Source organism: Mesorhizobium sp. CNPSo 4689 (assembly GCF_057784325.1).
Genome location: NZ_JBWLUZ010000044.1, coordinates 1 through 23,214, shown reverse-complemented (window position 1 = coordinate 23,214; position 23,214 = coordinate 1). Strand labels below are relative to the sequence as shown.

Below are 23,214 nucleotides of genomic sequence, written 5' to 3'. Positions count from 1 at the left end.
GAGTGCCGCGATAGTAGAGACCGCCCGTGCCCGCATGGATGTAGTGGCCTCGTGGACCTGTCCCGATTCGAAGGCCTTTTACACCAACGGAGACGCCAACTCCGTTCGATGAGAAGTTGAACCGGAACGGTCCTGCGCTAATCGATTTTCGAACGTAAAACCCCATCCCCTGAGTCCCCCAACTCTATTCTGTCTGCGCCCTAGTTCACCAGTGCCCGCTCCGACCTATGTCTTCGATCTCCCAGTCGGCGCAAGGTCGGTTTCGCGCGACCGCTGTCTCACCCTGATTTCAATTCGTCGTCTTGCCTTCACGTCGCCGGATTGCGCTCCGTCGGTAAGGCGGTCACCAGGCAGTATCAGCTGACCGCCAGACATGGGCAGGATGGTGAAACCTTTGAGCTCAGGCATGTCGTGAAGTATGCTCGTCACCGAGATCGCTCGCGCCAGTCCAAGACCTGCGTTGTCCGCGGGATGAAGCGTGCCGACGCCTACCTTGCGGGCGAGAACCGGCTGGAGGGCGTTGTCCATATTCGATGATTCACCGGACATTGCTTGCTCATCCGTGTGGCCGATCACCTCGATCACGTCAACGCCGTACGCCGTCGCAATGCCGGCGATCGTCTTTGACAGATCACGCAGCTTTATCTTGAAGCGATCGGAAAGCTCCGCGCTTCCGGTATCGAAATTATAGCCATCGAGTTCGCTGAGATTTATGATCGGCGGCCAATCGTGCGGCTTAGCTGCAACTACAGTTTCGCCCGCCTTCTTTAGCGCTTCTGAGAGGTCTTTCGAGGTCTTGGCCCCACCAACATAGCCGAACTCCTTCAAAACCCGCATCTGCTCGATCATCGCCTTGGCTTGATCGACGTCGACATTGTTCTCGGAAAGAACCTTGGTCACCGGGGCCTTTTTCACCAGTTCTTCGACCGTAAGCCCTGCCTTTTTGATTGTTTCAGTAGCCGCTTTGGCCAGGACCAGTTCACGCCATTGCTGGTCAGGCACATTACGGCCCGTTACCGGATTTATCATTGCGTTCAGCTGAGCAAGGAGCCGGTTGTTTTCCTCGTCGAGCTTCCTGGCTTTCTCCGTAAGGGACTGGGCAATCTTCATTGCCGCTTCAGCCTCTTTTTGCTTCTTCGCGATGATCGCCCCGGCTGCGAGCAGAAGGCAGAACACCAAAAGCAGCATCGTCTCGGCCATTGTCAGGCCAAGGATTAGGCCGCGGCCGTACCCCCTGCGCTCGAAAGCGACTGCTGTTCCGCCGACCTCGCTCACCTGCCCCACCAGCTGGTTCTTCTCGGCGTTTCAGCCTTCTCTGCCTGCGGCGCTCCACTCAAGGTTTGGAAAGAATCGCCTTGTGCGCCATCGGGGATCTTAATTTCCGCCTCTTCAAGAGCACTGGCGGCTGGTGTCACTTCGCGCACTGGATCGATTGCCATTGTGCCGTTGGCAGTATGGTTCATGCGAGCGACCTGAAGACTCTTTTCCGCAAGCGCTGCAACGAGTTCGCTCGTGTCCTTACTTTGCTTTTGCACCACCGCCGCAAGCGCCTCGGTCAAACGCTGCTGCGCCTGAACATTCTGTGCCGTTTTCTCTGCCGCGGCTGCCGCCCTTTCCACGCCACTCGCCACCTTCGCCACTGCATCCGCAAGACCGGTCATACGCGCTTGCTGCTCCTGTGAGGCCGTCTCGGTCTTCACCGCATATTGCGCGACAGCGCTGCCGAGGAGCTTCACCATCGGCGCCAAATCGTTCTTCAGCACCTCGTCGGGAACGACAACCTTCTCCAGCTTCGTGGCTACGATGTCCGCTTGTGCGCCAAGCTTATTCACCGACGAGGACATCGTGCCGTTGGCTTTGTCCAGCAAATCCGCGGCAGCTTCGACACGCTGCGCAATCGACGAGAACTGGCTTTCGACCTGCGCGAAATTGTCTTTAAGTGCGTCGCTCAGTTTGCTTGACGCCTCCTGGACCGGCTTGATCGATTCCATCGCGATTTTCTCCAGGGCGGATCTTATATGCTCTCCGTTCCGCTCCGCCTGAACGGCGATTTCGGCAAAACCCTCCTCGAGCATTTGGTGGCTGACACGGCGAAAGTCGGCAAACTCTCTCGTCACACTCTCCATTTCGGCCCTCACCCGCCTTGTCATATCCGCGAGTTCGTGCCTGGCCGTCCGCTCAATATCCGCAGGATCGCGGCGCATCTGATTGTAGAAAATTCGAAGCGCAATGCCGGTGATCGTCGACGTAATCGCGATACCGAAGTTCCTTACGATAATTTCAGTCGAGCCTTCCGACCCAAACTGAAACAACGAGACCCCAAGGCTCGTCAGGGTGAACAGGAAGCCCATGTAGTAGAGATTGTCGCCGGTCTGCTCATCGTGAAGCCGCAGCTTCCCTGTGAAGACCGATACACCCAGATAGAAGAACATCAGGCAGACAGGTATACCCGCCGCCACAATCGGGTTCACACCCGACAGCTTGGCGATAGCGATGAACATACAGCCGCCGAGGGTCAGCGTCGCAAACACGACCAAGGGGAGGCCTGGATGGCCCAGCAGGGAATTGTCGCGCTTCCTGGCCATCAGTTTAACCCCTCCAAACCAACCAGCTTTTCGAACTCGCCGTGATGGTTCTGGACCCATTGCGTCCAGAACTCGGCGTGATCGAGTGACTGAAATGGCTTCTTTGCCCGGTCGATATAGAGAATTGTAACGTTCACCCCGTCGAGGGAGGTGCCGTAGGTCCTATCGGCGGCGCTGTTGAGATATTTCTGGTAATCGAGATCCGAGCGATACTGGGAATAAAGGGCCGTATGCTCGATCATGTCCGACGCGACCACCAATCGCTTTGGGCCTCCCTGTTTGGCCAAGCTGCCGTCGAAGAGCGACAGTTTGATCTTCTGGATACCGGCCATGATCGGAGACTGGCTCGCGGACTCAGCATTCGGGATTTCGTCGGGGAGCTTGCTCAAGGGATCGCCGAAGGCGTTCTCCCACTTCTTTTGGCGCCGTGCCGGATTATTTGTCCAACTATCCACGGTCGAACCATCGCCCGGATTGCATCCATCGAACATCACCGTGAGGTCGCCGGGGGACGAGTTCAGCGTGTAGATCTTCACATACCCCCCGGGTTCGACACGTCCGATGGTCTTGCGGAATTCGTTCTTAAGATCGGCCATGGTGGTTGCCGAAATCGGATCAGTGGCATCGATCAAAACAGCCGTTAGGCTAACGGGGCCCCCCAACGGGCAATTCGTGTTAGCGTCGATCTGACCCTTTCCAGATCTTGACCACATCCAGGCAAAGCCGCCCAGCATCGCGATTGACAGCACCCCGAGAACTACAGCCGCGACGATCGGGCCGGCGTGGCCCTTCCTCCGCCTACGAGACCGTCTAGCCATTGCTCACACCGTCGGGATGGAGCTTGTCTAGATCCCGGTACTGCTCGATCCCTCGCTCGCATTCTTGGCCAATGAGGCGAACTTGAGCGTTGAGCTCCTCCTGCGCCTGGCGGATCGATGCACCGACGTCTCCTTCGCTCCACTCCCCATCGCCCGAGACATGGGGTTTGATACGATCCAGCTTGTACGGCGCTCCGAAATGCTTGGGCGCGGGCTCCGTCCTGGCCTGGATGTTGGCTTCCCTGTACTTGGAGAGCAGTTGGTTACAGGCCCTCTCCAATTGATCCTGATGCTGCGCAAAGAGCGCCAGGAGCCTCGAACGATGCTCAACAATCGCGCGGTGCTCTCTGCGGCGACTGCCGAGCTCTTTGACGATCTCCTCGACCTTTTCGTTATGGTCGTCGCGAACGTCTTGCAGTTCCTCGATCAACTCCTTCTTGCGATCGATGTAGTCCTCTCGCCTGGCGACCAATCGATTTTCAACGCCCGCGTAGCCGGGATAAGGGTCGAGCACGAACCAGCCGTCGATAAACGCGAAAATTGAAAACATCAGCCCGATCGCAAACAGCAACCACGACTTCACGTCGACGAGGCCGGCTGGATTGGCGAGCATACTGCGGATGACCTCTGCACCGGCACCATCTGCGAGCGAGCCGCTCACCTCGCGGTAGTGAGCCAGCGCCAGGTTTATGGTCACGGCCAGACCGACGTAGAGCAGGATTGAGAGAGTGCCGATTAGCTTCACGAAAAACGACCGGTGGGTGACCAGGCGAGCGCAGAAAACCGCTAGGAGCAGAGCGGCGCCGATGTTGATGAACGAGAATGCCGCGGCTTCCAGGATGCCCCCAAAAAAGCCCTGCTCATTTCCCTTGGCAAGGAAGTTGCCGTTCATCGCCGTCTCGACGAGAAATAGGAATAGCAGCAATGAGAGCCGGAAAATGTGAGCTGCCCCGTGCTGCACTCGCGCCGCGCGAACCAGACCATGCTTCTCCTTAAACCAGACGTGCTCTTTCTCAGCGTCGTTAAGAGCCCTCCTCAATCCATGGAGTTCATCTAGGCCGACTGCAACCGAAGCTTTGAAATCCGAGACACTGGCCGCGTTCGCCTGACGGATTAACCCGAACTGCTCTTCGAAATCGAGGCTGGCGAGGCGCCCACTGAGGAGTTGGAGGCTATCCTCCAGAGTATGATGTGCGGCCTTCTTCTCGTCCTCAACCCTTTCAACGATGGCATGTTCGACATCGTCAAGATTCTTAGCCACTTTCGGGGGCTGGTTCGCCTCGCCACGCTGCTTTCCTCGACCGGCGAGATCCATATCGCGATCGATCTTCGCGACATCCAAGCTGCTGAATAGCTGGGTGCTCGCCCGAAAATCATGGTTGGAATCCCGCAAGGACTCCCGCAGCTTGTTAAGCTTCTCGAATCTGGAACCCACGACCTGCCCCGCCACCAACTATCGGCACCCAATCCCACTGCGTTCTATGCACAGCCAGAAGCAAAGGCAACTACAACGAATAAAGTCCAATGGACGACACACAGATGGTTTCTGCATCAGCAGTCGAGCGATAGACGGCAGGTTGCTTGGTTGGTCGTCCGATGCCACCAAACACACGGGGTCGAGGGGCTCCGAGACCCTGGGTCACGATTGCATTGGCCAGTAGACGCCCTATGCAAACCATCTCAGCGCCCGCCCAACGCTTTCGACCGAACCAAGATCATACCGGTGGGCGGACGATGCACGGAATCGGCCAACGTTGCACGCGGCCAGCTGTGAGAGCACCTGAAAAGGCGTGTCGCCAATATTTTCGCAATGCTCTAATCGATTATAGTGGTGAAGTGCAGTTCCCGCCGTTTACTTGTTGCTCAGGTCCCACGTAAAAGAATTCTAGCACCGATTCGGTAGCTTATCCCCTGTCTTTCGCGTACTCGCGGCCGGTGGCCGAGGGACGATCAAAGACCGCCAGTCCGCTCACCAGTTGGTCGGCACTGGCGCCTTGGGGCGGGTTGGAAGCCACAGGAGTAAGACAATGTCGAAGGATTCGGGTAAGGGCGATAATCGCGGCGGCGGGCCTGGGAAGATCGAGATCACGGTCGTGGTGAACGGCCAGTCCACACCGGTCGAAGCCAATCCCAACCAGCCGCTTCACGTCGTTCGCACCAAAGCGCTTGAGGACACCCAGAACGTCGCCCAACCGGCCGAGAATTGGGAATTCAAGGATGAGGCCGGCAACTTGCTCGACGTCGACAAGAAGATTGGCGATTTCGGTTTCGCGAACACTGTGACCCTGTTCCTCAGCCTGAAGGCGGGTATCGCAGGTGCCTGAACTCCAAACTGCGGACCCAGAGGTCTCCCGAGCGAAGTTTGACCGGGAGATCGGCCGGTTCCGGCCATATGCTGATGCCTATCGCGCTCAAGGATGCTTCTTGATCGAGGCGAGCTTCCCGAGCGCTTTCTTCATATTTGCAAGCCCTAAGTTAAAACCACGGGTTATCGGCGCAGCCATCGAGATCGACTTCACAAACTATGACTTGAGACCACCGTCCGTGGTCTTCGTCGATCTGTTTACGCGTCAGCCGATTGCCCGGAAGGATCTAGCCCTGAAAATGCTCAGACGTCCGCAGCTGCCCGGAACCTCGCCGGAAATGATTTCGAATCTCATCCAGCAGAACGCCCTGCCACTGACGGACTTCATCCAGGCCAACAGTCCCGAAGATCTGCCATTCCTTTGCATGGCAGGAGTCCGGGAGTACCACGATAACCCAGCCCATTCAGGTGACCCATGGCTACTTCATCGGGGTTCTGGCGAAGGCTGTTTGGCCTTCATCTTGGACAAGATCATCAAGTACGGGACTGGGCCCGTGGAGCAGCTGCAGATTCAGCTTCAAATGTCGGTGGGAGGACTGCTGGTATCACCTCAGGCGATTCCAGAATGACCGCGCTGGAGGATGTCAGGACAGTCACTCTCCCTCGAGACTGCGTTTCGCGTGTGCAGGCGCATCTGCGCTCAGTTGGTCGCGAGGGCAATGAGGGAATGGCGCTCTGGGTCGGCGTTCAGCAGGACCAGCACTTTGGCGTAACGGAGACGGTTATCCCAGCGCAGCGCCACATCCGAACAAGCGATGGGGTTTGCGTGATTGTTCCGGCCGAAGAACTGCACCGGCTCAATGTCTGGCTCTATAAGCGCGGCTTGAAACTTTTGGCCCAGATCCATAGCCATCCGGGCCGCGCCTACCATTCGACGACCGACGACGCTTATGCGGTCGCTACTACCGTTGGGTGTCTGTCGCTGGTAGTGCCGAATTTCGCCCGCGAGCCTTTCGATCTTGCTCGCGTCGCCGCCTATCGACTTGACGGAAAGGCGAACTGGAATGAGGTCCCGCCTGCGGCACTGGCGCGAATGATGACGATAACGAGCTAACGATGGCACTTGCTAATTTCATCGACCGCGCCGCCACGGCAGCATCTCAGGTCTTGGCCGACTTTCATCTCGCTGACTTCAAAGCGGCTCTCGAAAAACAGGTCGTGGCTGTCGCCTTCGACAGCCAAGCGGCTTCGTGTGCCGAGGGCCAGGCGACGCTAGATCTTGCGGTGAGATTGCTCGCCAGACTTTATCCGGTTCTTGCGATACTCCCCTTGGACAGCGCCGCGAGCTCTCAAGCCCAAGCGCTGGAGCGCTTGGCAAAGTCAATCAATCCAAAAATCGGCATCCGGCGTTCCGGCAAGTCTGCCACGGTCTGCGTAGTTGCGGGGGTGACGCCCCTGACACTCCGGTGCCCCATCTTTTTCATGGGATCCGAGGGTTGGGCGGCAAAGCTGTCGCGCAACGGTCCCGTCGGCTCTGGCTCGAGTTTGCTGCCCTATGGAGCTGGCGCCGCCAGTTGCTTCGGCGCGGCCAACGTCTTTCGAACCATCTTCGCCGCCCAGTTGACCGGCGCCGACCTGGACGAGGACATCGACCTCTCATTGTACAGCTTCAACAAGACCAAGGCCGGCGATGCTGGCCCGATTGGCCTCCCCATCGATCTTGGCGAAACGCACCTCGTTGGACTGGGCGCGATAGGCCATGGCTCGCTTTGGGCGCTGGCGAGACAATCCGGTCTCTCGGGTCGCCTGCATGTAATCGATCATGAAGCGATCGAACTCTCAAACCTGCAGCGCTACATATTGGCGGGCCAGGCGGAGATAGGCATGTCGAAGGCGGTCCTTGCAACCACCGCCCTTCGAACCACCGCCCTTGAGGTCCAGGCGCACCCGCTGAAGTGGGCAGAATATGTTGCGCGTCGGGGCGACTGGGTTTTCGACCGAGTGGGTGTGGCGCTTGACACCGCCGCCGACCGTCTCGCTGTCCAAGGTGCTTTGCCCCGATGGATCGCGAATGCCTGGACGCAGGAGCACGATCTAGGGGTCTCGCGGCATGGTTTCGAAGGCGGCCAGGCTTGCCTTTGCTGCATGTACATGCCGTCCGGGAAATCCAAGGACGAGCACCAGCTGATTGCCGAGGAACTCGGAATGCCGGTAGCACACGAGGAGGTAAAAACGCTCCTGCAGACCAATGCAGGAGTCTCCAAAGATTTCGTAGCTCGAGTCGCCACAGCGATGGCTGTGCCGTTTGAGCCGCTCGCCCCTTTTGTTGGCCAGCCCCTGCGCTCGTTTTATCAGCAGGCCATCTGCGGCGGTCTGGTGTTCAAGCTTAGCGATGGAAGTCGTCTCGTACGGACCGTGGTTCCGATGGCCTTTCAGTCAGCGCTTGCCGGGATCATGCTTGCCGCGGAGCTGGTCAAGCATAGTGCGGGTTTTCCGATGAGCAGGACGACGAGCACCCGCATGAATCTTCTGCGCCCTCTTGGATCTCACCTGCACGATCCGAAGGCCAAGGATTCCAGCGGCCGCTGCATCTGTAGCGACGACGATTTCATCGCCGCTTACAGGCGAAAATACGGCAAGAGCGTTGAACTGCTGAGCGACGTCTCCGCCGCCTAAGCAGACGCGGACGTCTCTGCTCCGGGGCGGGGCGGCGGCTTGTGCGCGTGACGACGTGGGGCGCCACTATGACACGCTTGGCCCGCTTCTCTGCCGACCAACGTCCCAGGAAATCCCCTCCCCGCGCATGGTCCCGGACACCTCCTTGCCGACGTGCCGCTCGAGCACCGGCCGCCACGGCACCAGCGTGAATTCTCGCGATTGTTCGATGACTGCGTATTTGCCGCTGGCGAGCTCGACCGACCGGCGCAACGTACCCTCGATTCGGCGTCCAGACCGCGCTTCGGCATAGGGAAGGCCGAGTTCATCCGACAGTTGACCGGCAACGCGGTTCAGCTCGCGCTGGCGCAGGATCGAAATCATGTTGGCGCGATAGACGATCCGGTCCTGCTCTTCATTGGCGAGCCCTTGCGCGATCAGCCACTGCCGCCGGCGGGCTTGCGCCTCCCGCACCTCACGGCCGAAGCCGGAGTTGCGCAGGGTCTCCGGCGCATCCGAGACCAGCTCCCGGTCGATCCAGGTGGCGCCGTCGAAACCGACCTGCCGCTCCAGCGGCATTGACGAGAGCTTGTCGACAATTACGGGCTCTACCTTCGCCTGGTGACGCTCGTAAGCCGTGACACGGTCGAGGTGATCCGGCGCAATGATCCAAGTGCCGTCCGGCTGGCGTTCCACGCCAGCGGTCGCGCGCCGGATCGCCTCCAGCCGTCGGACATGCGTTTCGGCAAAGCGTTCAGTGGCAGACGGATCATGCTTGAGATGAATGTCGATGCTGTAGCGACCCCCATGGGCAGCGGGGATGTCGGCGATCGTGCGGTCGACTTGCCGGGGCCCGGCATTCCTCGGGGTCAGACGCACGATGCAGCCATCGGGCGTGGGTTCCGTTGCCTCGCCTTTGCCGATATCGATGTAATGGCTTTTTCCGTCCACACCGTCGACGACGAGATAATGCCGGTCGCTGATCTCGTCGGCCAGCCCACGCACGACGACGCGACCGACAATGGATGCGGCCAGCGGTTCCGGCCGATCATGCACAATGTAATCGGCAGCACTGCGGGCGAGCCCCTTGCCGGTCAGCTCGCGGTGCATGGTCTTGATGATGTCACCGCGCTCGCCGATGCGACGCAGCGTCATTTCGAGTTCGTCGTCGAGACGCCAACTGCCCGAGCCGACCTCCTCGGCCAGGCCCATCCGCTCGAGCTTGCGCAGGCGTCCCTGATGCAGCGTCTGGCGAAAGGCGGCGCGGCCGTCCGGCGTGACATGTCCATCATCGGAGCGCATGCGAAGCAGCTGGCGGTCGATGCTGGTGAAGCGCTCCTGCTCCATTTCCTGGCGCAGGCGCTGCTCGATCTCGCGGTCGGTGCGAGGACCGAGATCGAGGCTGACCAGTTCGGCCGCGCGCTCGCGCAGGCCGGACGAGATGTAGTCGCGGGCAATGATGATGTTTTCGCCGCGATCGTCCTTGCCGCGAACGATGATGTGGGTGTGGGGATGGCCAGTGTTGAAATGGTCGACGGCAACCCAGTCGAGCTTCGTGTCGAGGTCCTCTTCCATCTGCGCCATGAGGCGCCGGGTCAGTGGCTTGAGGTCGTCATACTCTATCCCATCTTCGGGTGCGACGATGAAGCGGAACTGATGCCGGTCTCCATCGGCACGGTCGATGAACGCCTTGCCGTCGACGCGGTCGCTGTCGGCGCCATAAAGCTCGCCCGGCTCGCCCTCCCGGGTGACGCCGTCGCGTTGTAGATAGCGCAGGTGCGCACGCGCTGCTTCAACCCCTTTGCCGGCCAGCTTCACAACCCGGGCCTTGACGATCACCCGACGCTGGCGGAAGGCCCCATGGCGATCGCGCGCTCTCAGGATCGCGGCCGCCGCCCCGCCGCGCCCTATGCGGCTTCCAGTGAAGCGGCCGCCCCGGCCGGTCCTGCCGCCGGCGCGATTGATCGCGGCGCGGACTTGGCCGACGAAGCGCTTGCTTGCCTTCGAGCCGCGCGAGCCGATTTTGCCGAGCCTCGGCTTGAATTCGTCATCTTGCATCGCAGCCTCCGACCAATCTCTGGCGAAATCAGTGTTTTGCGCTCATCGGCTCTCCTGACACAGGAGACAGCCTCCTGGAAAAACGATGTGCAGACAAAGACTTGCCCGCCTCTTGGAGGCGGTGCCTTTATCTTGCCTTACGCGAACCCGCTCCCCGCTCCTGCCCCACACCGACCCGCCTCACCTCCAGCCCTCACCTGCGATCATGGCGATCTGAACCTGCTCGCTCCGATCCAAGCGGCACCAGAATGTCGCCGTTGGAATTGCTCGCGGGAACACCGTTTCGCAGAAAAAACAGCGATCGCCCGGAGGGACTTTCGGGCGCCGTCGCGTGAGGGGATTTGCCTTTGAATTCGTCCATGTCGTCCGCCGAAATCCCCGTCGCCCTGAGCTGTTTGAGGTAGGCAACGGTCTCCTTTGGCAGCGGCTTGCCGCGCTTCACATGATCTTCATAGCGCTCGGGGCCTGCGTTGTAGGCGGCAAACAGGCCTGGGAATCCGAAGCGGTCATACATGGCGCGCAGATACGCGGTGCCGGCCAGAATATTGTCGCGCGGATCGTGCGGATCGGCTCCCAGACGGTGCTCGACACGCAGCTCCTGGTAGGTGCCGGGCATCACCTGCATGAGACCCATCGCGCCGGCCCGCGAGGTGATGGGATGGCCATCGAGCACAGTCTTGCCGCTGCTTTCGGCATCCATGACGGCATGAATCCAGGCCTGTGGAACATGGAAGCGCCTGCTTGCTTCGGCTGTGAACTCCTGCCATCGTTGAAGCTGCGGACCACGGGAGATGGCGACCGGCTCAGCGCCGGTCGAGGCGGAACAGGCGCATGGCGCAAAGGCGATCATGCCCAGCATCAGGAGGGTCACTCGGTCCATAGCGGCACGAGCCTCCCGATGACATTGGCGGCCGGCACCGGCCCGAAATAGCGGCTATCGAAGGAGCGATTTGCGTCGCTGCCGAGCAGGAAAATTTCATTGTCGGCAAGCTTGCGGCAGCCGTTCCACCATGGCAGCGGACGGCTTTGCGCATCGGTTGCGAGCCGGCGCGCGACGATCTCGCCGCCGATGATGATCACATCGTTGAAGGCGCAGACATGCTCGCCGGGCAGCGCGGCGAGGTGCTTCACCAGCGGAATATTGTGGGGCAGGTAGCCGCGTTCGGCGGCGAGATCGGCAGCCGTTTTTGGCGGGTGGACGAGCACGAGATCGCCGCGAGCCGGTGTTTCGGACCCGATGCGATAAAGGCCGACCGGCGCGCTCGCTGACGCGTTCCAGACCAGCCAGGGCGATGGTTTGACGAAGGCGGCGAAGCCGATCACGCTGAGCCCAATCGTGGCGACGGCGATCGTTTTGCGCGCCCGGATGCGCCGCAGACGGCTGCCGATCAGACGGATGGAGGGACGCGCGATCATGAGCGGCCTCCCGCGCCCGCAGGGCGCGAACTATCTTTGCCGCCCTCGGGAGTGGTGTCCGGCAAGCGGCCTTTCGACCACTCGTCGAGCTCGTCGATGTGATAGCGGACATAGCGGCCATGCTTGCGGAATTTCGGGCCGTTGCCGGTAAGCCGCATCTTCTCCAGCGTGCGCTGGGAGAGCCCGATATAGAAGGCGGCTTGCGCGGTGTTGAGAAACGGACTGCCCTTCTTGGCGCGGGCCGCGCGTTCGTTTTCGTCGTCCATGATGATCCTCGTTTCGCTGTCGGACATGCGAAGGCGAGGATGAGCGAGCGAGGTCGTCTCGGGGACGGGCGAAGAGTCGGGGGAGAGTTTTCGCCGCCCCTTTGGGGGGACCTGCTTCGCAATGAAAAAGCCCCCGCGCCGGTTGCGGCGCGAGGGCTCGAATGGCCGTTCAGTCGACCGGGTTCCAGATGATGGCGTAGGTGTCGTCATCGTCCTGGCCGGCGGCGCGGCCGAGATTGGCGTAGAGCTTGCGCGGGCCGAACTCGGGGGCGGCGATCGACAGGCTCACATAGTCCTTGCCGGAGGTCTCGCCGGTGCGGATCCAGCCGGCACCGACTTCGACCCCTTGCGTCAGCACCCGGAAGTCGGGATGGGTGTCGGCGCTCTTGGCCTGATTGGGCACGATGTCGATGTCGGCGCGGACGCTGAGCGTCTTGAGCTGGCCCTTGTAGCCGCCGTTTTCTTGGGCAGTGACGTATCCGATCGCGGTCATTTGAAGTCTCCTTTTGCTGTCGCCGGGGACCATTCCCCTGCGATGGCGGACCGTGATGGGCGCGTCCGGACCGGCCGAACCCGACAGGGCCGCAGCGGCAGCGGAGGACCCGAGCGGGCAGCTTTTTTGAAGCGAAGCGGCGCGAGGAAGCCGCCGCAGGCGGCGGGGAAAAAAGCTGACGGTCGAGGGTTTCGGGCGGGCCGGATCCGCCCATAGGTCGACAAGCCAGCCGCAGGGGAATGGTCCTGCGAGACGCATGGGGACAGATCGCGCGATCGGGTGACACGCCAGGCAGGCGGCAATGCAGGCGTCGGCCAAAACGCTCTGACCGCATGCCAACCGGCAGATGTGCCCATGCGCCTGGCGCAGAAAGCCAACCGGCGGGATGCACGGCTGCCGAACAGCGTCGAATTGGCGTCGGGATTTCCCGCGCGGTGCGGCCTCGAAGGACGGCCAAAGTGCAGCCGGCGCCCCCCCGAGAGGGTCGCCAGGCGGCGGCTTTCGAAGAGCCGCCGCTCGGCTTGGCAGGCCTATACGGAGGCGAACAGCGGCTGCACTCGTGCCCACTGATCGGCGGTGCGGAAGCCGCCGCGTTTCGTATAGCTTTCGGCCGGGAATTTCATCCAGCGCGGCAGCCAGGTCTCGACCTTCTGGCGGCTATTCTCGCCGGCGAGGAAGTCGCGAATGATCTTCTTGTGCGTCTTCACCTTCTCGGCGACGTTTCCGTCGGCGACATGCTTGCCGCCGACATCGGCGAGCATCGAATTGGCGATTTCCTTGTCGCGCAGCAGATCGAAGAAGGCGTCGTCCGGTTGCCACCAAGCGCCCATGTCGACATGCAGATGATTGCCGAGCGCCTCGATGACGGCGCTGCCGGCTTCGAGTGTCTCGGCCATGACGATGGTGAGAACGTGCATGACATCGTCGTCGCAAAGCGCCAGCAAACGGGCGAAGACGCTGGCGATGGCAAAGGCGTCGCCATTGCCGCCCGCGACCGTGCCTTCCTGGTCGGGCGAGCCGAGCAGGGCCAGGACTTCGCGCCGTTTTTCGGTGAAGGCGGCTTCGGCCTTGCAGCCGGCAAGGCTCGCAGCCACCGTCTCATTGGCGGCGCGCTGCGGCTCGGGCCGCACCTGCCACAGGCCGGAGCCGGTGATGGCGTGCGCCACCATGAGGCGTAGCGCCACGGCGGAATGGTCGAGCATGGCCGCGCGCACGGCGGCGTGACGGTGCAGATCGACATAGTTCTGCATCGGGCCGGTGAGTTCCGGACGCGACGGCTTGGCGGGCGTTTCTTGGTCCCCGCCGCCGTCGCCCTGCTCGCGGGCGCGGCGGGCTTCCTTGTGTGACAGCCAGCCCTCGTGACACACGACTTCGCCGCGATGCGTAACCGCAATGAAGACCTTGCCGCCCTTTTTCTTCGGGGTCTTCTCGTGGTCCCACGCGTGGAAATGCTGTCCCGGTTCCAGCACAACCACCTCGCACCAGCCGGCTTCCAGATAGGCCTCGCGTGTGGCGGCAATCGCTTCGTTCTGTTTTTGCCAGAACAGGTCCGCATCGGCGAAATAGCTGTCCTCGCCGAACAGGTCGCAGGTGATCAGGCCGGTATAGTCCTCGATGGCAAACAGCGCCACCTTGGTGGAGATCGACTGGCCACCGAACAGCCATTGCTTCAACTGGTAGCCGCGCGGCGCGTATTGTTCGGGATCGGCAGATAGCGCCAGCCAGTCCTTCTGCTGCGCTTTGGAGGCCATGGTGAGATAGCGCGCCGTCTCGGCGTCGATCTCCTCGCGCCGGTAGGCTTCGCGGATTTTGGGAAGCAAGTCGCCAAGCGCCAGAATGCGCTTGACCATCAGCTCGGTGATGCCGAAGGTCGCGGCGATGTCGGCTATGGTGCGGCCCTGGATGACGAGCCGTGAAAATGTCTCCCATTGCGAGACCTCGTCGGGATCGAGGCGGGCGAGGTTTTCGATCAGCGAGGCCTCGAGTGCATCGGCATCGTCGCCGTCTTCCATGATGGCGCAGGGCAAGGGATCGGCCTCGCCGCGCTCGTCGGCGAGCGATCTCGCCGCGAAATAGCGCCGCCGACCGGCGACGATCTCGAAGCTTTCCGGCGAGCCGTTGGGCCGCACAAGAAGCGGCACCAGCACGCCGCGCGCACGCACGGACGGCAAGATGTCGGAAATGTCGGGCGCGCGTTTTCCATGGCGCATGTTGAGGGCGGAAATGTTGAGCTGATCCAAGGGAATGTGGGCAAGCTGCATCGTTTTGGTCCTTCGCTTTGGTTGAGGTTGTCCCCGCCGCTCAGGCCGAAGGCCGGCGCGGCGGGGACGGTTTTTGCGCCTATCGGCGCGCTGGTTCCGCCGTGTCGGGCGGAAGCTCGGAATGGTGTTTTGAAAGCGCATCTGCCGCCTGCCGCAGCAGCCGCTCGTCTTCGGTGATGTGGCCGGCGCTGCGCGCGGCCTCGGCATAGACGGAGAGCGGAAAGCGCGCCTGGAAATGAAGGTCGCGCTCGATGCCGAGGCCAAGCCGCCCCTTGACGCTTTCAAGCTCGGCAAGGCTGACGCTGCCCAGTTCGGGAAAGCCGAAACCGAGGTCGCAAAGGCCGAACAGCGTGTCGCCGTCGGCGTCGAGTTCGGTCAGAAGCCAGGTCGCCGGCCCGGTCGGATCGAACAGTTTCACGACCGGGACGTGGTCGGTTTCGGTGTCGGCTGCGCCATTGGCGAGAAGCCGGGCGCGCAGTTCATCAGTGATCAGGATCATGGTGATAGCTCCTCGTCAGAATAGAGTTGGTTGCGCGCGGCTTCTGCGCCGCGCGCGGGCGCATCGGCGCGCCGATCAGAAGGGCAAGCCGGTCGCGCGTGGTGTGAGGGATCGTGCGCGCTCATGCCGCGATCTCCCGGAGGTCTGCCGCGCCTTCGGAATCGGCGATACGGCCAAGCAGGAAATCGGCGGCTTTGGAGGCGTGGCTGGCGGCACGGAAGATGGCGCGGTTGTCCTCGCGCAGCACCGTCAGCCATGAGCGGATGTAATCGGCGTGACGCACGGTCGGCTCGATGCCGAGCGTTGAGCAGACGAAGGCGGCGGTGATTTCGGCGACCAGCTCCTCACGCGCGTAGACCTTGGAGCCGAACGAGCCGGAGAGGTCGCGAGCAAGCCGCGTCGGGTGGCCGGTCCAGTGGCCAAGCTCGTGAAAGCAGGTCCGGTAATAGTCGATCTGCTGAAAGAATGCGGGCTGCGGCGGCACCTGAATGCAGTCGCTGCCCGGCATGTAGAAAGCGCGATCGCCGCCAATCCTGAAATCCGCACCGCTGGCGCGAATGAGCGTCTCGGCCTGCGGGACGATCTCGCGCTGAGGCAGCGGCTCGGCGGCGGCATGGAGGTGTTCGGGCAGGCTATCGCACTGCGCGACATTGAAGACGGTGAAGCGCTTCAAAAACGGCACGGCGTGCGGTTCATCGCCATCGGCCGTGGCGCGTTCTTTTTCGTCCTTGGGAACAAAGCGGTCGGCATGCACGATGGTGGTGCCGCGCTCGCCCTTCCTGACATTGCCGCCAAGGGCAAGCGCCTGCCGGAAAGTCAGCCAGTTCTGGCTGGGACAGCTGCGCTCGATGACCGCGCCCCACAGGATGAGGATATTGATGCCAGAATAGGCGCGCCCGGTGGCCGCGTTCCTCGGCAGTCCAAGGCCTGCCTTTGCGCTGCCCCAGGGCTTGACCCATGGCACGGTGCCGCGCTCCAGCTCGGCAATGATGCGGTCGGTGATTTCCTGATAAAGGCTGGCGCCGGGGCGCCTGCCCTTGCCTGCGCCAGCCTCTCGGCTGGCACAACGCTTGCTGTTTGCACGCATCGTTCTCCTCCGCTCGCCAATCGCGCGCCTTTCCCCGGAAGCGGGGTGGGCGGCGAGTCGCGACCGGAAAGGCCCGCCGTGGTAGGCGGACCGCATCCGAAGGACCGGAACGAAGAGGAGGACCCTGAGCGGCACGCGAAGGGTTGCGGGCTGCCGCGGCGGGCCTAGAAGGGAGTGCCGCCCACCCCGCGCCGCCGGGAAAGGCCAACAGACAAACCGCGCCGCCCGCAAGGGCGGCGGCCGTCACAGCCCGAAGGGCTGCCCGCGGCAGGGGGCGAAGCCGAATGGCCGAGACCGCCTGAGCTTGGCGAAGAAAAGCGGGCTCGGTTCACGAGCACCCGGCGCGCGCCATCAGGCGCGCGGGCGCCTGCCAGGACCGCAGGCTGGACAGAATTTCGCACGCATCAGCGTCAAGCGCTGCGGTTGCGTCGAGAAACGACACAGAGATGCTGCATTGCCTAAGCGTTTACAAGCGACGGCTCAGACCCGAGACTTGCGCCACCCAGCCTTGCGCGCGGCTTCCTCTGAACAAAACCAGCGCTCGCCTGCCGAACCGAGCTAGATATTTCCAAAAGAGGTGCGGGCCCTTGGGGATCGGCAACCCAGCTCTGATGTTCCGTCGCAAATGGCTGGCAAAATCTTGCGATCTACTCTACCTCTGAACGTAAGGCAGTACGCGCTGCCCTGGGGCTTGCAACCCCACGAACGCCTGGTGCTGGTCGACTCAGCACCAAACTCTCTGACCTTTCGGGTCGGAGGTTTGATGAGTTTCGCGGGGGCGCACCGCGACAAACTCTCTTTCCGGGAGTGACGGATGCAGCGAAAGGCTTTTTCGGGATCAAAACATGCAGATCTCTGCCGAGAGCGGCCGAAGCGACAGATCGATAGTCATCCCGCAGACCGGCATGTTGGCAGACAGATCGCAACCGTTCGCGTCCAGTCGGACGTATCGCAGGCCCAGCTTGCTCGATCCATCGGCATCAGCTTCCAGCAACTTCAGAAATACGAGAACGCAAGGAACCGCGTCAGCGCATCCATGCTTTACGAGATCGCGAAGTCGCTTGGCGTTCCCGTCAGCTGCTTTTTCGAAGGCCTGTCGGGAAGCTACGAGACCACTGGTGAAACGCCGCCTCTGCCGGTCGACGAGCGAATAGACTTCATCGCCAGCGCGGAAGGCCGACGCCTTATCGAAGGATTGATGAATCTTCACCCGCGGGTGCGGGCTCGGGTGTCGGCCCTGATCGCCGCACTTGGGGAAGAGCTTTCGTTTCTCGACGCACAGAAGGTCAGCCGCGAGGTTGGCGAGCCCAGCCTAGCCGAAGTCAAGACGGCTTGGGCCGGCGAATAGTCACGGCAAATCCACTGTCGCTAGATACAACTTCCGCAGTCCGAACAGGGCACTCCGCCCAGGGTGCGATTTTGCCGCCGGCACTTCAGGAATTGAGGAGCGATCGAGCATGGCATGGCGCGCCTGTGGGGCGACTACTTTCACGCCGATCGGCAGGAGGTAGGAAACGGCGTCTTTGATGTCCTTGGACTGAGACGTTCACCATCCAAGCCCCACCGTCATTCAAAAAATCCAAAACCATCCCCAAGGCTGGGTCACAGAAGACCGATTTTACAAGATTGGTTGGCATTCAGCAGCCGACAGGCTGCCATCGACTGGGGCGACGCCGAATGGCCGAGACCGCCTCAGCCTGCCGAAGAAAAGCGGGCTCGGTTCACGAGCACCCGGCGCGCGCCATCAGGCGCGCGGACGCCCGGAATTTCGTCCACTTGACCGAGTATGGCTGTAAGTTCGCCAAGCTGGGTATGTTGCTCGTCACTCAATGAAGCGGATGCTCAAGACGCCGGAGAAGCCAAATGCGCCGCAATCTGGCAAGCCTCGCGCAAGTGAGCAGCGCCATAAATCGAAACCGGGCGGCCCTCCCGTCAAGAAAGACCACCCGGAAGCACCGTAGCCGAGGCTACTTTACTTTTTGACCGTTTCCACAACGTGGGTTCTTGGATGGGTCACAGCGGTTTTCACCGTCGTGAAGCGCCCAGAACCGGCGTTGCGGCCGATCTTGACTGACTTGCTCATAGTTTTCACCTCCTTCCCCGGGCAGGTTTGCCCCCTGCGGGTCAGAAGGAATCAGTCAGTCAGATACAATGTAGATACAGAGAGGGCGGGAGTCTAGGGTCAGGCATCTATGCCGAGGATCGCTTCAATGCGGCCAACGACCTCCCACATGAGTTCTTCGTTGGCCTTTGAATGGAAGGACGCGTTTCGCGCTATCCAGTCGAGCGTACGGAATTGATACGAGAGGATAACGCCTGTGAGTTTGACGCCGCGCGGAACGGGAACCTCAAACTTACTTCCTGTCACGGTGTTGGTGATCGGACAAACGGCGGCCAACCCGGTTGCGATGTTAAAATCGCGAGGCGAAATAACGAGAGCAGGCCGGCGACCGGCCTGCTCTGTGCCTGACTGAGGATCAAAATCCAGATAGATAAAATCGCCTCTTTCAGGCTGATAGGCTACATCGTCTACCAAACTTCGTCGCCTTTCGATTTCCCCCAATCAACCTCACGGTTGCCAGTCGTTTGACGAGTTTCGCCTTTCAGAAGTTCGGAAAGTTGGAAGCGCTTGCGTGTGGGTGTTACCCGAATTGAACCGTCTTCGATTTCAACATTTACGCAAACGCCCTCGACCAGCCGAACCTCCTCTGTCACATGCTTTGGAAGCCGCAGCGCAAGGCTGTTGCCCCATCTGCTGATCGTGGTTTGCATTGTTCATGCTCCTAATTTGCCACATTTGGCGGTCTATACATAGTAGATACGCGCGACTATGGCTAGAGGTTCCTTTCCGATCGGTTAAGATTGCGACACTTTGCGCACCTTCTTACGCATGCGCATTAGCTTTCGCGCCTTCTGCTTAGGCGAGACCGGTTTCACCAATCCGCCGATAGGTAAGGCGCTTGCCTTCGATCATTACAAGCAACTGGTCGTGGCGCTCCGGCGCGCGCCGTCAGGCGCGGGCGCCTGCTAGGAGCGCAGGCTGGACAGAATCTCGCATGGATCAGCGTCAAGTGCTGCAGTTACGTCGAGAAACTCGAGGACATCGAGACGCCGCTCTGCGCCCTCGTATTTGGCCACGAAAGATTGCGGACGACCAAGCTTGTCAGCCAGCTGCGCCTGGGTCAGGCCTTTGGCTTTGCGCAGCGAAACCAGCTGGGCCAGAAACCGCTGGTGGCGGGGCGATCGAAGAGATTTGGGCATGGAGGCGAACCGGTCGGGTAAAGACCGGCTCAGCGATTAATCCCGGTTTCGGATTATCCCATTTTGGGATATGCTGCGCGCGCTCAACAGGCGAGGTTCGCAGCAGGCATGAATCGATCAACGGGAACGGAGGAGTTTCGAAGCTCAACCCTGCGCGACGAAGTCCCCTGGTCGGAGAGCCTCACGGCCTACGACAGGGAGCATTTCACGATCTACCTGCGGATCCTGGATGCCTGCGCGGACAATGCCAGCGAAGAGGAGATGGCCGATCGCATTCTTGGCATCGACCCGTCCCTTGAACCGGTCCGCGCCCGCAAGGCACTTCGCAGCCATATCGACCGTGCCAACTGGATGGTCACGACCGGCTACAAGGAACTGTTTGCCGGCTGACGCCAGCACGGATCGCCACGTGTTTCAAACAGGCAAGTCTCTGTATCCGTGATTCCTGGGCGCACGGCCGAAAGAGACGGCACGGCGGGTGGAGTCACAACTCCTTCGCGTGATGTTTCACTGCCATGTCAAGCGCCAGGCTCATTGGCACGGCCTTGGAGAACAGGAAGCCCTGAGCGGTTCTGCAGCCAAGCTTGTGAAGGGTTTGCCGATCCGCCTCTGTTTCGACGCCCTCAGCCATGACCTCGACCCCGAGCATCCTACCAAGATCGATGACCGATTTGACAAGCAGCCGGTCCTCTCGGGACTTGGCCAAGCCGCGAATGAAGCCCTGGTCTATTTTTACCTTGCGTATCCGCCTGTCCTTGAGCGACGCCAAGGTGGAAAAGCCGGTGCCGAAGTCATCGAGCGCGATGGAAATGCCGGCATGGGAAAGCCGCCCAAGCTTTTCATCCACTCTGTCCGGATCCACCGGGGATTCTTCGGTAATCTCGATTTCGAACATCGTTGCGGGGAGGCCTTTTGCCGCCAGACCATCCAGAACCATGTCATCGATATCGCCGGCTTCCAGTTCGCGCGGTGAAACATTCATCGCCACACGAAGATCACAACACTCAGCTTTCACCAAGGCAGCGATAAGTGCACAACAGTCGGCGAAGACGGTTTGGGTCAGCAGCTGAAGCATTCCAGTTTGGCGTGCGGCAGTGATGATTTCGGGTGGAGAGATGGCACCATGAACCGGATGGGACCACCTTAGCAAGGCTTCAAAACCGACCACCGCCTCGGTGTCGAGTTTCACGATGGGCTGGAACCAAGGTCCCAAGCTTCTCGTCTTTATCGCCGAGTGAAGGTCGCGTTCGATGGACTGGCGGCGTTGCAGTTCCCTGTCGAGTTCGGCATCGAACAGGCAAAATTCGTTCCTGCCACGACGCTTGGCCGTGTAAAGGGCGATATCCGCCCGCAACAACATTTCCGTCAGTCCCGGCGTCTGCGCCAAGTATATTCCTATCGATGCCCCGACCCGGACGGACGCGACCTCAGGATAGGGGCGGGCAATTTTGGCTATGATATTGGAGGCGAGATCACTGGCAGAAAGCGAATCCCCTGTTGAGGGAAAAAACAGCACGAATTCATCGCCGCCGATGCGGGCGAGCGTTGAGCCTTCCGGTGCTTCCTCCCCTATGCGGCGGGCGATCCTGACAAGCAGTTCATCACCGGTCCTGTGACCGTAGGTATCGTTGACGGATTTGAAGCCGTCCAGATCAATCAGCATTGCAACGAAGGGGCCGTCTGCGGTCTCGAACCGACCGATAGCATGTTCGAGGCCACGCCTGTTGAGAAGGGCCGTCAGGTGGTCCTGCCTGGAATTGGCCTCCATTTCGGCCGCAAGCCGCTCCGCCTCATGCCTCAGGCGGCTCGCTTCGCGGAAGCGCGCCTGCCCGACAAACGAGGCTCGAACCAAGCCGCCCAGGAAGAGCAGAACGGCAAAAGCCAGAATGTCGTCTTCAAAGTTGCCTTTCGCCAACAAGCACCCCACCGTGATGAGGAGCGGAGGTGTGATGAAGTTGGTCGCTGCCGCGGCATACGAACTGCCGTATGTAACCGCACCAGCTGCAATGCCCGCCAGAATGACGAGATGCAGCGGGGATTGAGGTATCGTGTATCCAACGGTCAGGACAGCAAGAAAGGACCAGGCAAACCCTGCCAGAAGAGCAAGGATGCCAAACCAGCGAAGCCGCGGCAAAACCCGCACTAAATCGTCACGGCGCCCCGTTTCCTTTAACTGATAACGGGCGAGTGCAAGGCGGGCGGCATTTATCGCATTGACGACCAGGAACCAGATTGCAGCGGCAAAGGCGCTGCCAGAAAGGGCGTGCACCGCCAAAATCAGGCCTGACAGGACAGTGCTTATTGGCATTGATACGTAGAGACCAGCCCTCAAGTCAGCAAGCTGATCTTGAAGGATTCTGGCCTCCAGCGTGTGTTCTTTCTTTATGACCATAGACGTCTTAGCTTGCTTTTGAGGCTTCTTCGCAGCGCAACCTATGCAAGCCCACTGAAAGACGAGTTAACTCTCCAGCGGGGTGTCAAGCTTTTGGCCGCTCACCCAAGAAAATCACCGCGGAGCCCCTGGTGAGCGGCCAATCGCCGTGGGACGCTCAATTCTCCGTCAGTGGCGGCCACGACCGGCCATCTCCCGGCATCGCGCTGCGCTTCCCAGCTGGCGTGCCGCCGTGCCGCCAGCGGCGGCGCGCCTGACGCGCTGGCGGTAGCGCCGGTCTGTCCTTCGATGTGATCGGACTCGCGAATTTCGTAGCTGGCGACTTGAACTTCCCGATGATCTCGTCCGGAAGGCTTCGCGCCCCACGGAAAATAAAGCGGCGGCATGCGGTCCGGCGACGGCCGAATGGCCTTCATCGAGCTGAAGCCCGAACACACACGAACCCTCCGCAACGAAGCCACGGTGCTCCGATCGGGAAACGCCGGAAGAATGCCTCGGGTACGCGCACCAGCGCGGCATCCTTTTGCCTTTGAGGTCATCGAGCGATGTGCCAAACAGCAAGTCGATCTTATGGTTGGCTCCGTGAGGGCTGGTAATCACCATCTGGGGCGGGATCGCTATCGCCTTTGCGTGCAGGAGCAACGATTGCTCCGGGCACCGAAGTCATTCCTTCCCGAGGCGCTCATTGCAATACATCGCTCGCAGAAGCTGCATATAGGGCGTGGCTTTCCTGCTCCTGCGCCTGCGAGCCAATGGACATCAGCCATCCTTCAGTAACCTTGCGCAAAAACCCATTTTGAAGGCGCGCTCACGATGAACCCTAATCTCGTCAGACTTGAAAATGTGTCGGAGCGGGGACGGTATCGTGACTGTGTTTCACCGCCTCAGCATGGCCGAAATGCCATGGCGGACAAAGGGAAGATATTGAGCAAAGCGAAGCCCCATATGTCTTGCAAGCCGTGCCGCCGAATGCTCGCCTGAGTAGAGTCCGACGAGGATATTCGTAGCATGATAGAGCGGTGCCGCCGACAGACGCAGCCAGCTGTCGTATCCGTGAAGCATGTCGGCATCGGCAATCTCGCGACGGTCGCGACAAGCTGTCATGATTTTATGGGCGA

Annotated in this window: 23 protein-coding genes and 3 pseudogenes; 7 read left to right on the top strand and 19 right to left on the bottom strand. The window is 60.8% G+C overall.

The window, feature by feature from the left end; all coding sequences use genetic code 11:
- Positions 1-19: 19 nt before the first annotated feature.
- The 5 genes and pseudogenes from AC04SI_RS30015 to AC04SI_RS29995 all read right to left on the bottom strand — a co-directional run.
- Positions 20-166, bottom strand: a pseudogene (locus AC04SI_RS30015) (DUF4236 domain-containing protein); the annotation flags it as partial.
- A 59-nt stretch (positions 167-225) separates the two neighbouring features.
- Positions 226-1,275, bottom strand: coding sequence for an OmpA family protein (locus AC04SI_RS30010; RefSeq protein ID WP_488475458.1), 1,050 nt, complete (start codon positions 1,273-1,275; stop codon positions 226-228).
- Positions 1,272-2,585 (bottom strand): hypothetical protein, encoded by a 1,314-nt coding sequence (locus tag AC04SI_RS30005; protein ID WP_488475457.1) that lies wholly within the window; start codon positions 2,583-2,585, stop codon positions 1,272-1,274. The genes AC04SI_RS30010 and AC04SI_RS30005 overlap by 4 nt, the downstream gene beginning before the upstream one ends.
- Entirely contained in the window at positions 2,585-3,181 is a 597-nt protein-coding gene (locus AC04SI_RS30000) for a hypothetical protein (RefSeq protein ID WP_488475456.1), read from the bottom strand. The genes AC04SI_RS30005 and AC04SI_RS30000 overlap by 1 nt, the downstream gene beginning before the upstream one ends.
- Before the next feature lie 214 nt (positions 3,182-3,395).
- Positions 3,396-4,838, bottom strand: a complete 1,443-nt coding sequence (locus tag AC04SI_RS29995; RefSeq protein ID WP_488475455.1) for a hypothetical protein — start codon at positions 4,836-4,838, stop codon at positions 3,396-3,398.
- A gap of 592 nt (positions 4,839-5,430) precedes the next feature.
- Between AC04SI_RS29995 and AC04SI_RS29990 the strand changes: the two genes are divergently transcribed.
- Genes AC04SI_RS29990 through AC04SI_RS29975 form a run of 4 tightly spaced genes read left to right on the top strand, consistent with a single transcriptional unit; the run spans position 5,431 to position 8,384 of the window.
- Positions 5,431-5,727 carry a DUF2604 domain-containing protein gene (locus AC04SI_RS29990; RefSeq protein ID WP_488475454.1) on the top strand — a complete coding sequence of 99 codons (297 nt, stop codon included), beginning with the start codon at positions 5,431-5,433 and terminating at the stop codon, positions 5,725-5,727.
- A complete protein-coding gene (locus AC04SI_RS29985) occupies positions 5,720-6,337 on the top strand; it encodes a putative metal-binding protein (RefSeq protein WP_488475453.1) in 618 nt (205 codons plus the stop codon). Before AC04SI_RS29990 ends, AC04SI_RS29985 begins: the two co-directional genes overlap by 8 nt.
- The gene (locus tag AC04SI_RS29980; RefSeq protein WP_488475452.1) at positions 6,334-6,822 is read left to right on the top strand and encodes a Mov34/MPN/PAD-1 family protein; all 489 of its coding nucleotides are present in this window, start codon (positions 6,334-6,336) and stop codon (positions 6,820-6,822) included. The genes AC04SI_RS29985 and AC04SI_RS29980 overlap by 4 nt, the downstream gene beginning before the upstream one ends.
- 2 nt (positions 6,823-6,824) lie before the next feature.
- Complete coding sequence (locus AC04SI_RS29975; RefSeq protein ID WP_488475451.1) at positions 6,825-8,384, top strand: E2 ligase fold family C protein; 1,560 nt, start codon at positions 6,825-6,827, stop codon at positions 8,382-8,384.
- A 66-nt stretch (positions 8,385-8,450) separates the two neighbouring features.
- Here AC04SI_RS29975 and rlxS read toward each other — a convergent pair whose 3' ends face one another.
- The 9 genes and pseudogenes from rlxS to AC04SI_RS29930 all read right to left on the bottom strand — a co-directional run.
- On the bottom strand, positions 8,451-10,421 hold the full coding sequence (gene rlxS, locus AC04SI_RS29970) for a relaxase/mobilization nuclease RlxS (RefSeq protein ID WP_488475450.1): 1,971 nt from the start codon (positions 10,419-10,421) through the stop codon (positions 8,451-8,453).
- A 193-nt stretch (positions 10,422-10,614) separates the two neighbouring features.
- Positions 10,615-11,301, bottom strand: coding sequence for a lytic transglycosylase domain-containing protein (locus AC04SI_RS29965; protein WP_488475449.1), 687 nt, complete (start codon positions 11,299-11,301; stop codon positions 10,615-10,617).
- A complete protein-coding gene (locus AC04SI_RS29960) occupies positions 11,289-11,837 on the bottom strand; it encodes a S26 family signal peptidase (protein ID WP_488475448.1) in 549 nt (182 codons plus the stop codon). Before AC04SI_RS29960 ends, AC04SI_RS29965 begins: the two co-directional genes overlap by 13 nt.
- The gene (locus AC04SI_RS29955; RefSeq protein WP_488475447.1) at positions 11,834-12,103 is read right to left on the bottom strand and encodes a helix-turn-helix transcriptional regulator; all 270 of its coding nucleotides are present in this window, start codon (positions 12,101-12,103) and stop codon (positions 11,834-11,836) included. Before AC04SI_RS29955 ends, AC04SI_RS29960 begins: the two co-directional genes overlap by 4 nt.
- Positions 12,104-12,272: 169 nt before the next feature.
- Positions 12,273-12,596 carry a DUF736 domain-containing protein gene (locus AC04SI_RS29950; protein WP_488475446.1) on the bottom strand — a complete coding sequence of 108 codons (324 nt, stop codon included), beginning with the start codon at positions 12,594-12,596 and terminating at the stop codon, positions 12,273-12,275.
- Between the two features lie 530 nt (positions 12,597-13,126).
- Entirely contained in the window at positions 13,127-14,857 is a 1,731-nt protein-coding gene (locus AC04SI_RS29945; protein ID WP_488475445.1) for a ParB/RepB/Spo0J family partition protein, read from the bottom strand.
- Positions 14,858-14,936: 79 nt separating this feature from the next.
- Positions 14,937-15,356, bottom strand: coding sequence for a DUF2958 domain-containing protein (locus AC04SI_RS29940; RefSeq protein ID WP_488475444.1), 420 nt, complete (start codon positions 15,354-15,356; stop codon positions 14,937-14,939).
- A gap of 121 nt (positions 15,357-15,477) precedes the next feature.
- Positions 15,478-16,443, bottom strand: a complete 966-nt coding sequence (locus AC04SI_RS29935; RefSeq protein WP_488475443.1) for an ArdC family protein — start codon at positions 16,441-16,443, stop codon at positions 15,478-15,480.
- Positions 16,444-16,923: 480 nt separating this feature from the next.
- Positions 16,924-16,989, bottom strand: a pseudogene (locus tag AC04SI_RS29930) (sunset domain-containing protein); the annotation flags it as partial.
- Between the two features lie 268 nt (positions 16,990-17,257).
- On the opposite strand from AC04SI_RS29930, the gene AC04SI_RS29925 reads away from it, so the two are divergent.
- The gene (locus tag AC04SI_RS29925; RefSeq protein WP_488475442.1) at positions 17,258-17,791 is read left to right on the top strand and encodes a helix-turn-helix domain-containing protein; all 534 of its coding nucleotides are present in this window, start codon (positions 17,258-17,260) and stop codon (positions 17,789-17,791) included.
- Between the two features lie 834 nt (positions 17,792-18,625).
- Here the strand turns inward: AC04SI_RS29925 and AC04SI_RS29920 are convergent.
- The 3 genes from AC04SI_RS29920 to AC04SI_RS29910 all read right to left on the bottom strand — a co-directional run bounded on the left by AC04SI_RS29920 (position 18,626) and on the right by AC04SI_RS29910 (position 19,704).
- The gene (locus tag AC04SI_RS29920; RefSeq protein WP_488475441.1) at positions 18,626-18,979 is read right to left on the bottom strand and encodes a type II toxin-antitoxin system PemK/MazF family toxin; all 354 of its coding nucleotides are present in this window, start codon (positions 18,977-18,979) and stop codon (positions 18,626-18,628) included.
- A complete protein-coding gene (locus AC04SI_RS29915) occupies positions 18,973-19,215 on the bottom strand; it encodes an AbrB/MazE/SpoVT family DNA-binding domain-containing protein (RefSeq protein WP_488475440.1) in 243 nt (80 codons plus the stop codon). Before AC04SI_RS29915 ends, AC04SI_RS29920 begins: the two co-directional genes overlap by 7 nt.
- Positions 19,216-19,470: 255 nt before the next feature.
- Entirely contained in the window at positions 19,471-19,704 is a 234-nt protein-coding gene (locus AC04SI_RS29910) for a helix-turn-helix domain-containing protein (protein WP_488475439.1), read from the bottom strand.
- Between the two features lie 108 nt (positions 19,705-19,812).
- On the opposite strand from AC04SI_RS29910, the gene AC04SI_RS29905 reads away from it, so the two are divergent.
- Complete coding sequence (locus AC04SI_RS29905; RefSeq protein WP_488475438.1) at positions 19,813-20,094, top strand: DNA -binding domain-containing protein; 282 nt, start codon at positions 19,813-19,815, stop codon at positions 20,092-20,094.
- Between the two features lie 94 nt (positions 20,095-20,188).
- Here the strand turns inward: AC04SI_RS29905 and AC04SI_RS29900 are convergent, their stop codons facing one another.
- Entirely contained in the window at positions 20,189-22,096 is a 1,908-nt protein-coding gene (locus tag AC04SI_RS29900) for a putative bifunctional diguanylate cyclase/phosphodiesterase (RefSeq protein WP_488475437.1), read from the bottom strand.
- A 131-nt stretch (positions 22,097-22,227) separates the two neighbouring features.
- On the opposite strand from AC04SI_RS29900, the gene AC04SI_RS29895 reads away from it, so the two are divergent.
- Positions 22,228-22,353, top strand: coding sequence for a hypothetical protein (locus AC04SI_RS29895; RefSeq protein WP_488475436.1), 126 nt, complete (start codon positions 22,228-22,230; stop codon positions 22,351-22,353).
- 619 nt (positions 22,354-22,972) lie between these two features.
- Here AC04SI_RS29895 and AC04SI_RS29890 read toward each other — a convergent pair.
- Positions 22,973-23,214: pseudogene (locus tag AC04SI_RS29890) on the bottom strand (5-demethoxyubiquinol-8 5-hydroxylase UbiM); the annotation flags it as partial.

What these genes read in the sequence shown, in the direction of transcription:
- AC04SI_RS30005 (WP_488475457.1), bottom strand. Translation starts at nt 2,585, where the DNA reads ATGGCCAGGAAGCGCGACAATTCCCTGCTGGGCCATCCAGGCCTCCCC.
- AC04SI_RS30000 (WP_488475456.1), bottom strand. Translation starts at nt 3,181, where the DNA reads ATGGCCGATCTTAAGAACGAATTCCGCAAGACCATCGGACGTGTCGAA.
- AC04SI_RS29990 (WP_488475454.1), top strand. Translation starts at nt 5,431, where the DNA reads ATGTCGAAGGATTCGGGTAAGGGCGATAATCGCGGCGGCGGGCCTGGG.
- AC04SI_RS29980 (WP_488475452.1), top strand. Translation starts at nt 6,334, where the DNA reads ATGACCGCGCTGGAGGATGTCAGGACAGTCACTCTCCCTCGAGACTGC.
- AC04SI_RS29975 (WP_488475451.1), top strand. Translation starts at nt 6,825, where the DNA reads ATGGCACTTGCTAATTTCATCGACCGCGCCGCCACGGCAGCATCTCAG.
- rlxS (WP_488475450.1), bottom strand. Translation starts at nt 10,421, where the DNA reads ATGCAAGATGACGAATTCAAGCCGAGGCTCGGCAAAATCGGCTCGCGC.
- AC04SI_RS29965 (WP_488475449.1), bottom strand. Translation starts at nt 11,301, where the DNA reads ATGGACCGAGTGACCCTCCTGATGCTGGGCATGATCGCCTTTGCGCCA.
- AC04SI_RS29960 (WP_488475448.1), bottom strand. Translation starts at nt 11,837, where the DNA reads ATGATCGCGCGTCCCTCCATCCGTCTGATCGGCAGCCGTCTGCGGCGC.
- AC04SI_RS29955 (WP_488475447.1), bottom strand. Translation starts at nt 12,103, where the DNA reads ATGGACGACGAAAACGAACGCGCGGCCCGCGCCAAGAAGGGCAGTCCG.
- AC04SI_RS29950 (WP_488475446.1), bottom strand. Translation starts at nt 12,596, where the DNA reads ATGACCGCGATCGGATACGTCACTGCCCAAGAAAACGGCGGCTACAAG.
- AC04SI_RS29945 (WP_488475445.1), bottom strand. Translation starts at nt 14,857, where the DNA reads ATGCAGCTTGCCCACATTCCCTTGGATCAGCTCAACATTTCCGCCCTC.
- AC04SI_RS29940 (WP_488475444.1), bottom strand. Translation starts at nt 15,356, where the DNA reads ATGATCCTGATCACTGATGAACTGCGCGCCCGGCTTCTCGCCAATGGC.
- AC04SI_RS29935 (WP_488475443.1), bottom strand. Translation starts at nt 16,443, where the DNA reads ATGCGTGCAAACAGCAAGCGTTGTGCCAGCCGAGAGGCTGGCGCAGGC.
- AC04SI_RS29925 (WP_488475442.1), top strand. Translation starts at nt 17,258, where the DNA reads ATGCAGCGAAAGGCTTTTTCGGGATCAAAACATGCAGATCTCTGCCGA.
- AC04SI_RS29915 (WP_488475440.1), bottom strand. Translation starts at nt 19,215, where the DNA reads ATGCAAACCACGATCAGCAGATGGGGCAACAGCCTTGCGCTGCGGCTT.
- AC04SI_RS29910 (WP_488475439.1), bottom strand. Translation starts at nt 19,704, where the DNA reads ATGCCCAAATCTCTTCGATCGCCCCGCCACCAGCGGTTTCTGGCCCAG.
- AC04SI_RS29905 (WP_488475438.1), top strand. Translation starts at nt 19,813, where the DNA reads ATGAATCGATCAACGGGAACGGAGGAGTTTCGAAGCTCAACCCTGCGC.
- AC04SI_RS29900 (WP_488475437.1), bottom strand. Translation starts at nt 22,096, where the DNA reads ATGGTCATAAAGAAAGAACACACGCTGGAGGCCAGAATCCTTCAAGAT.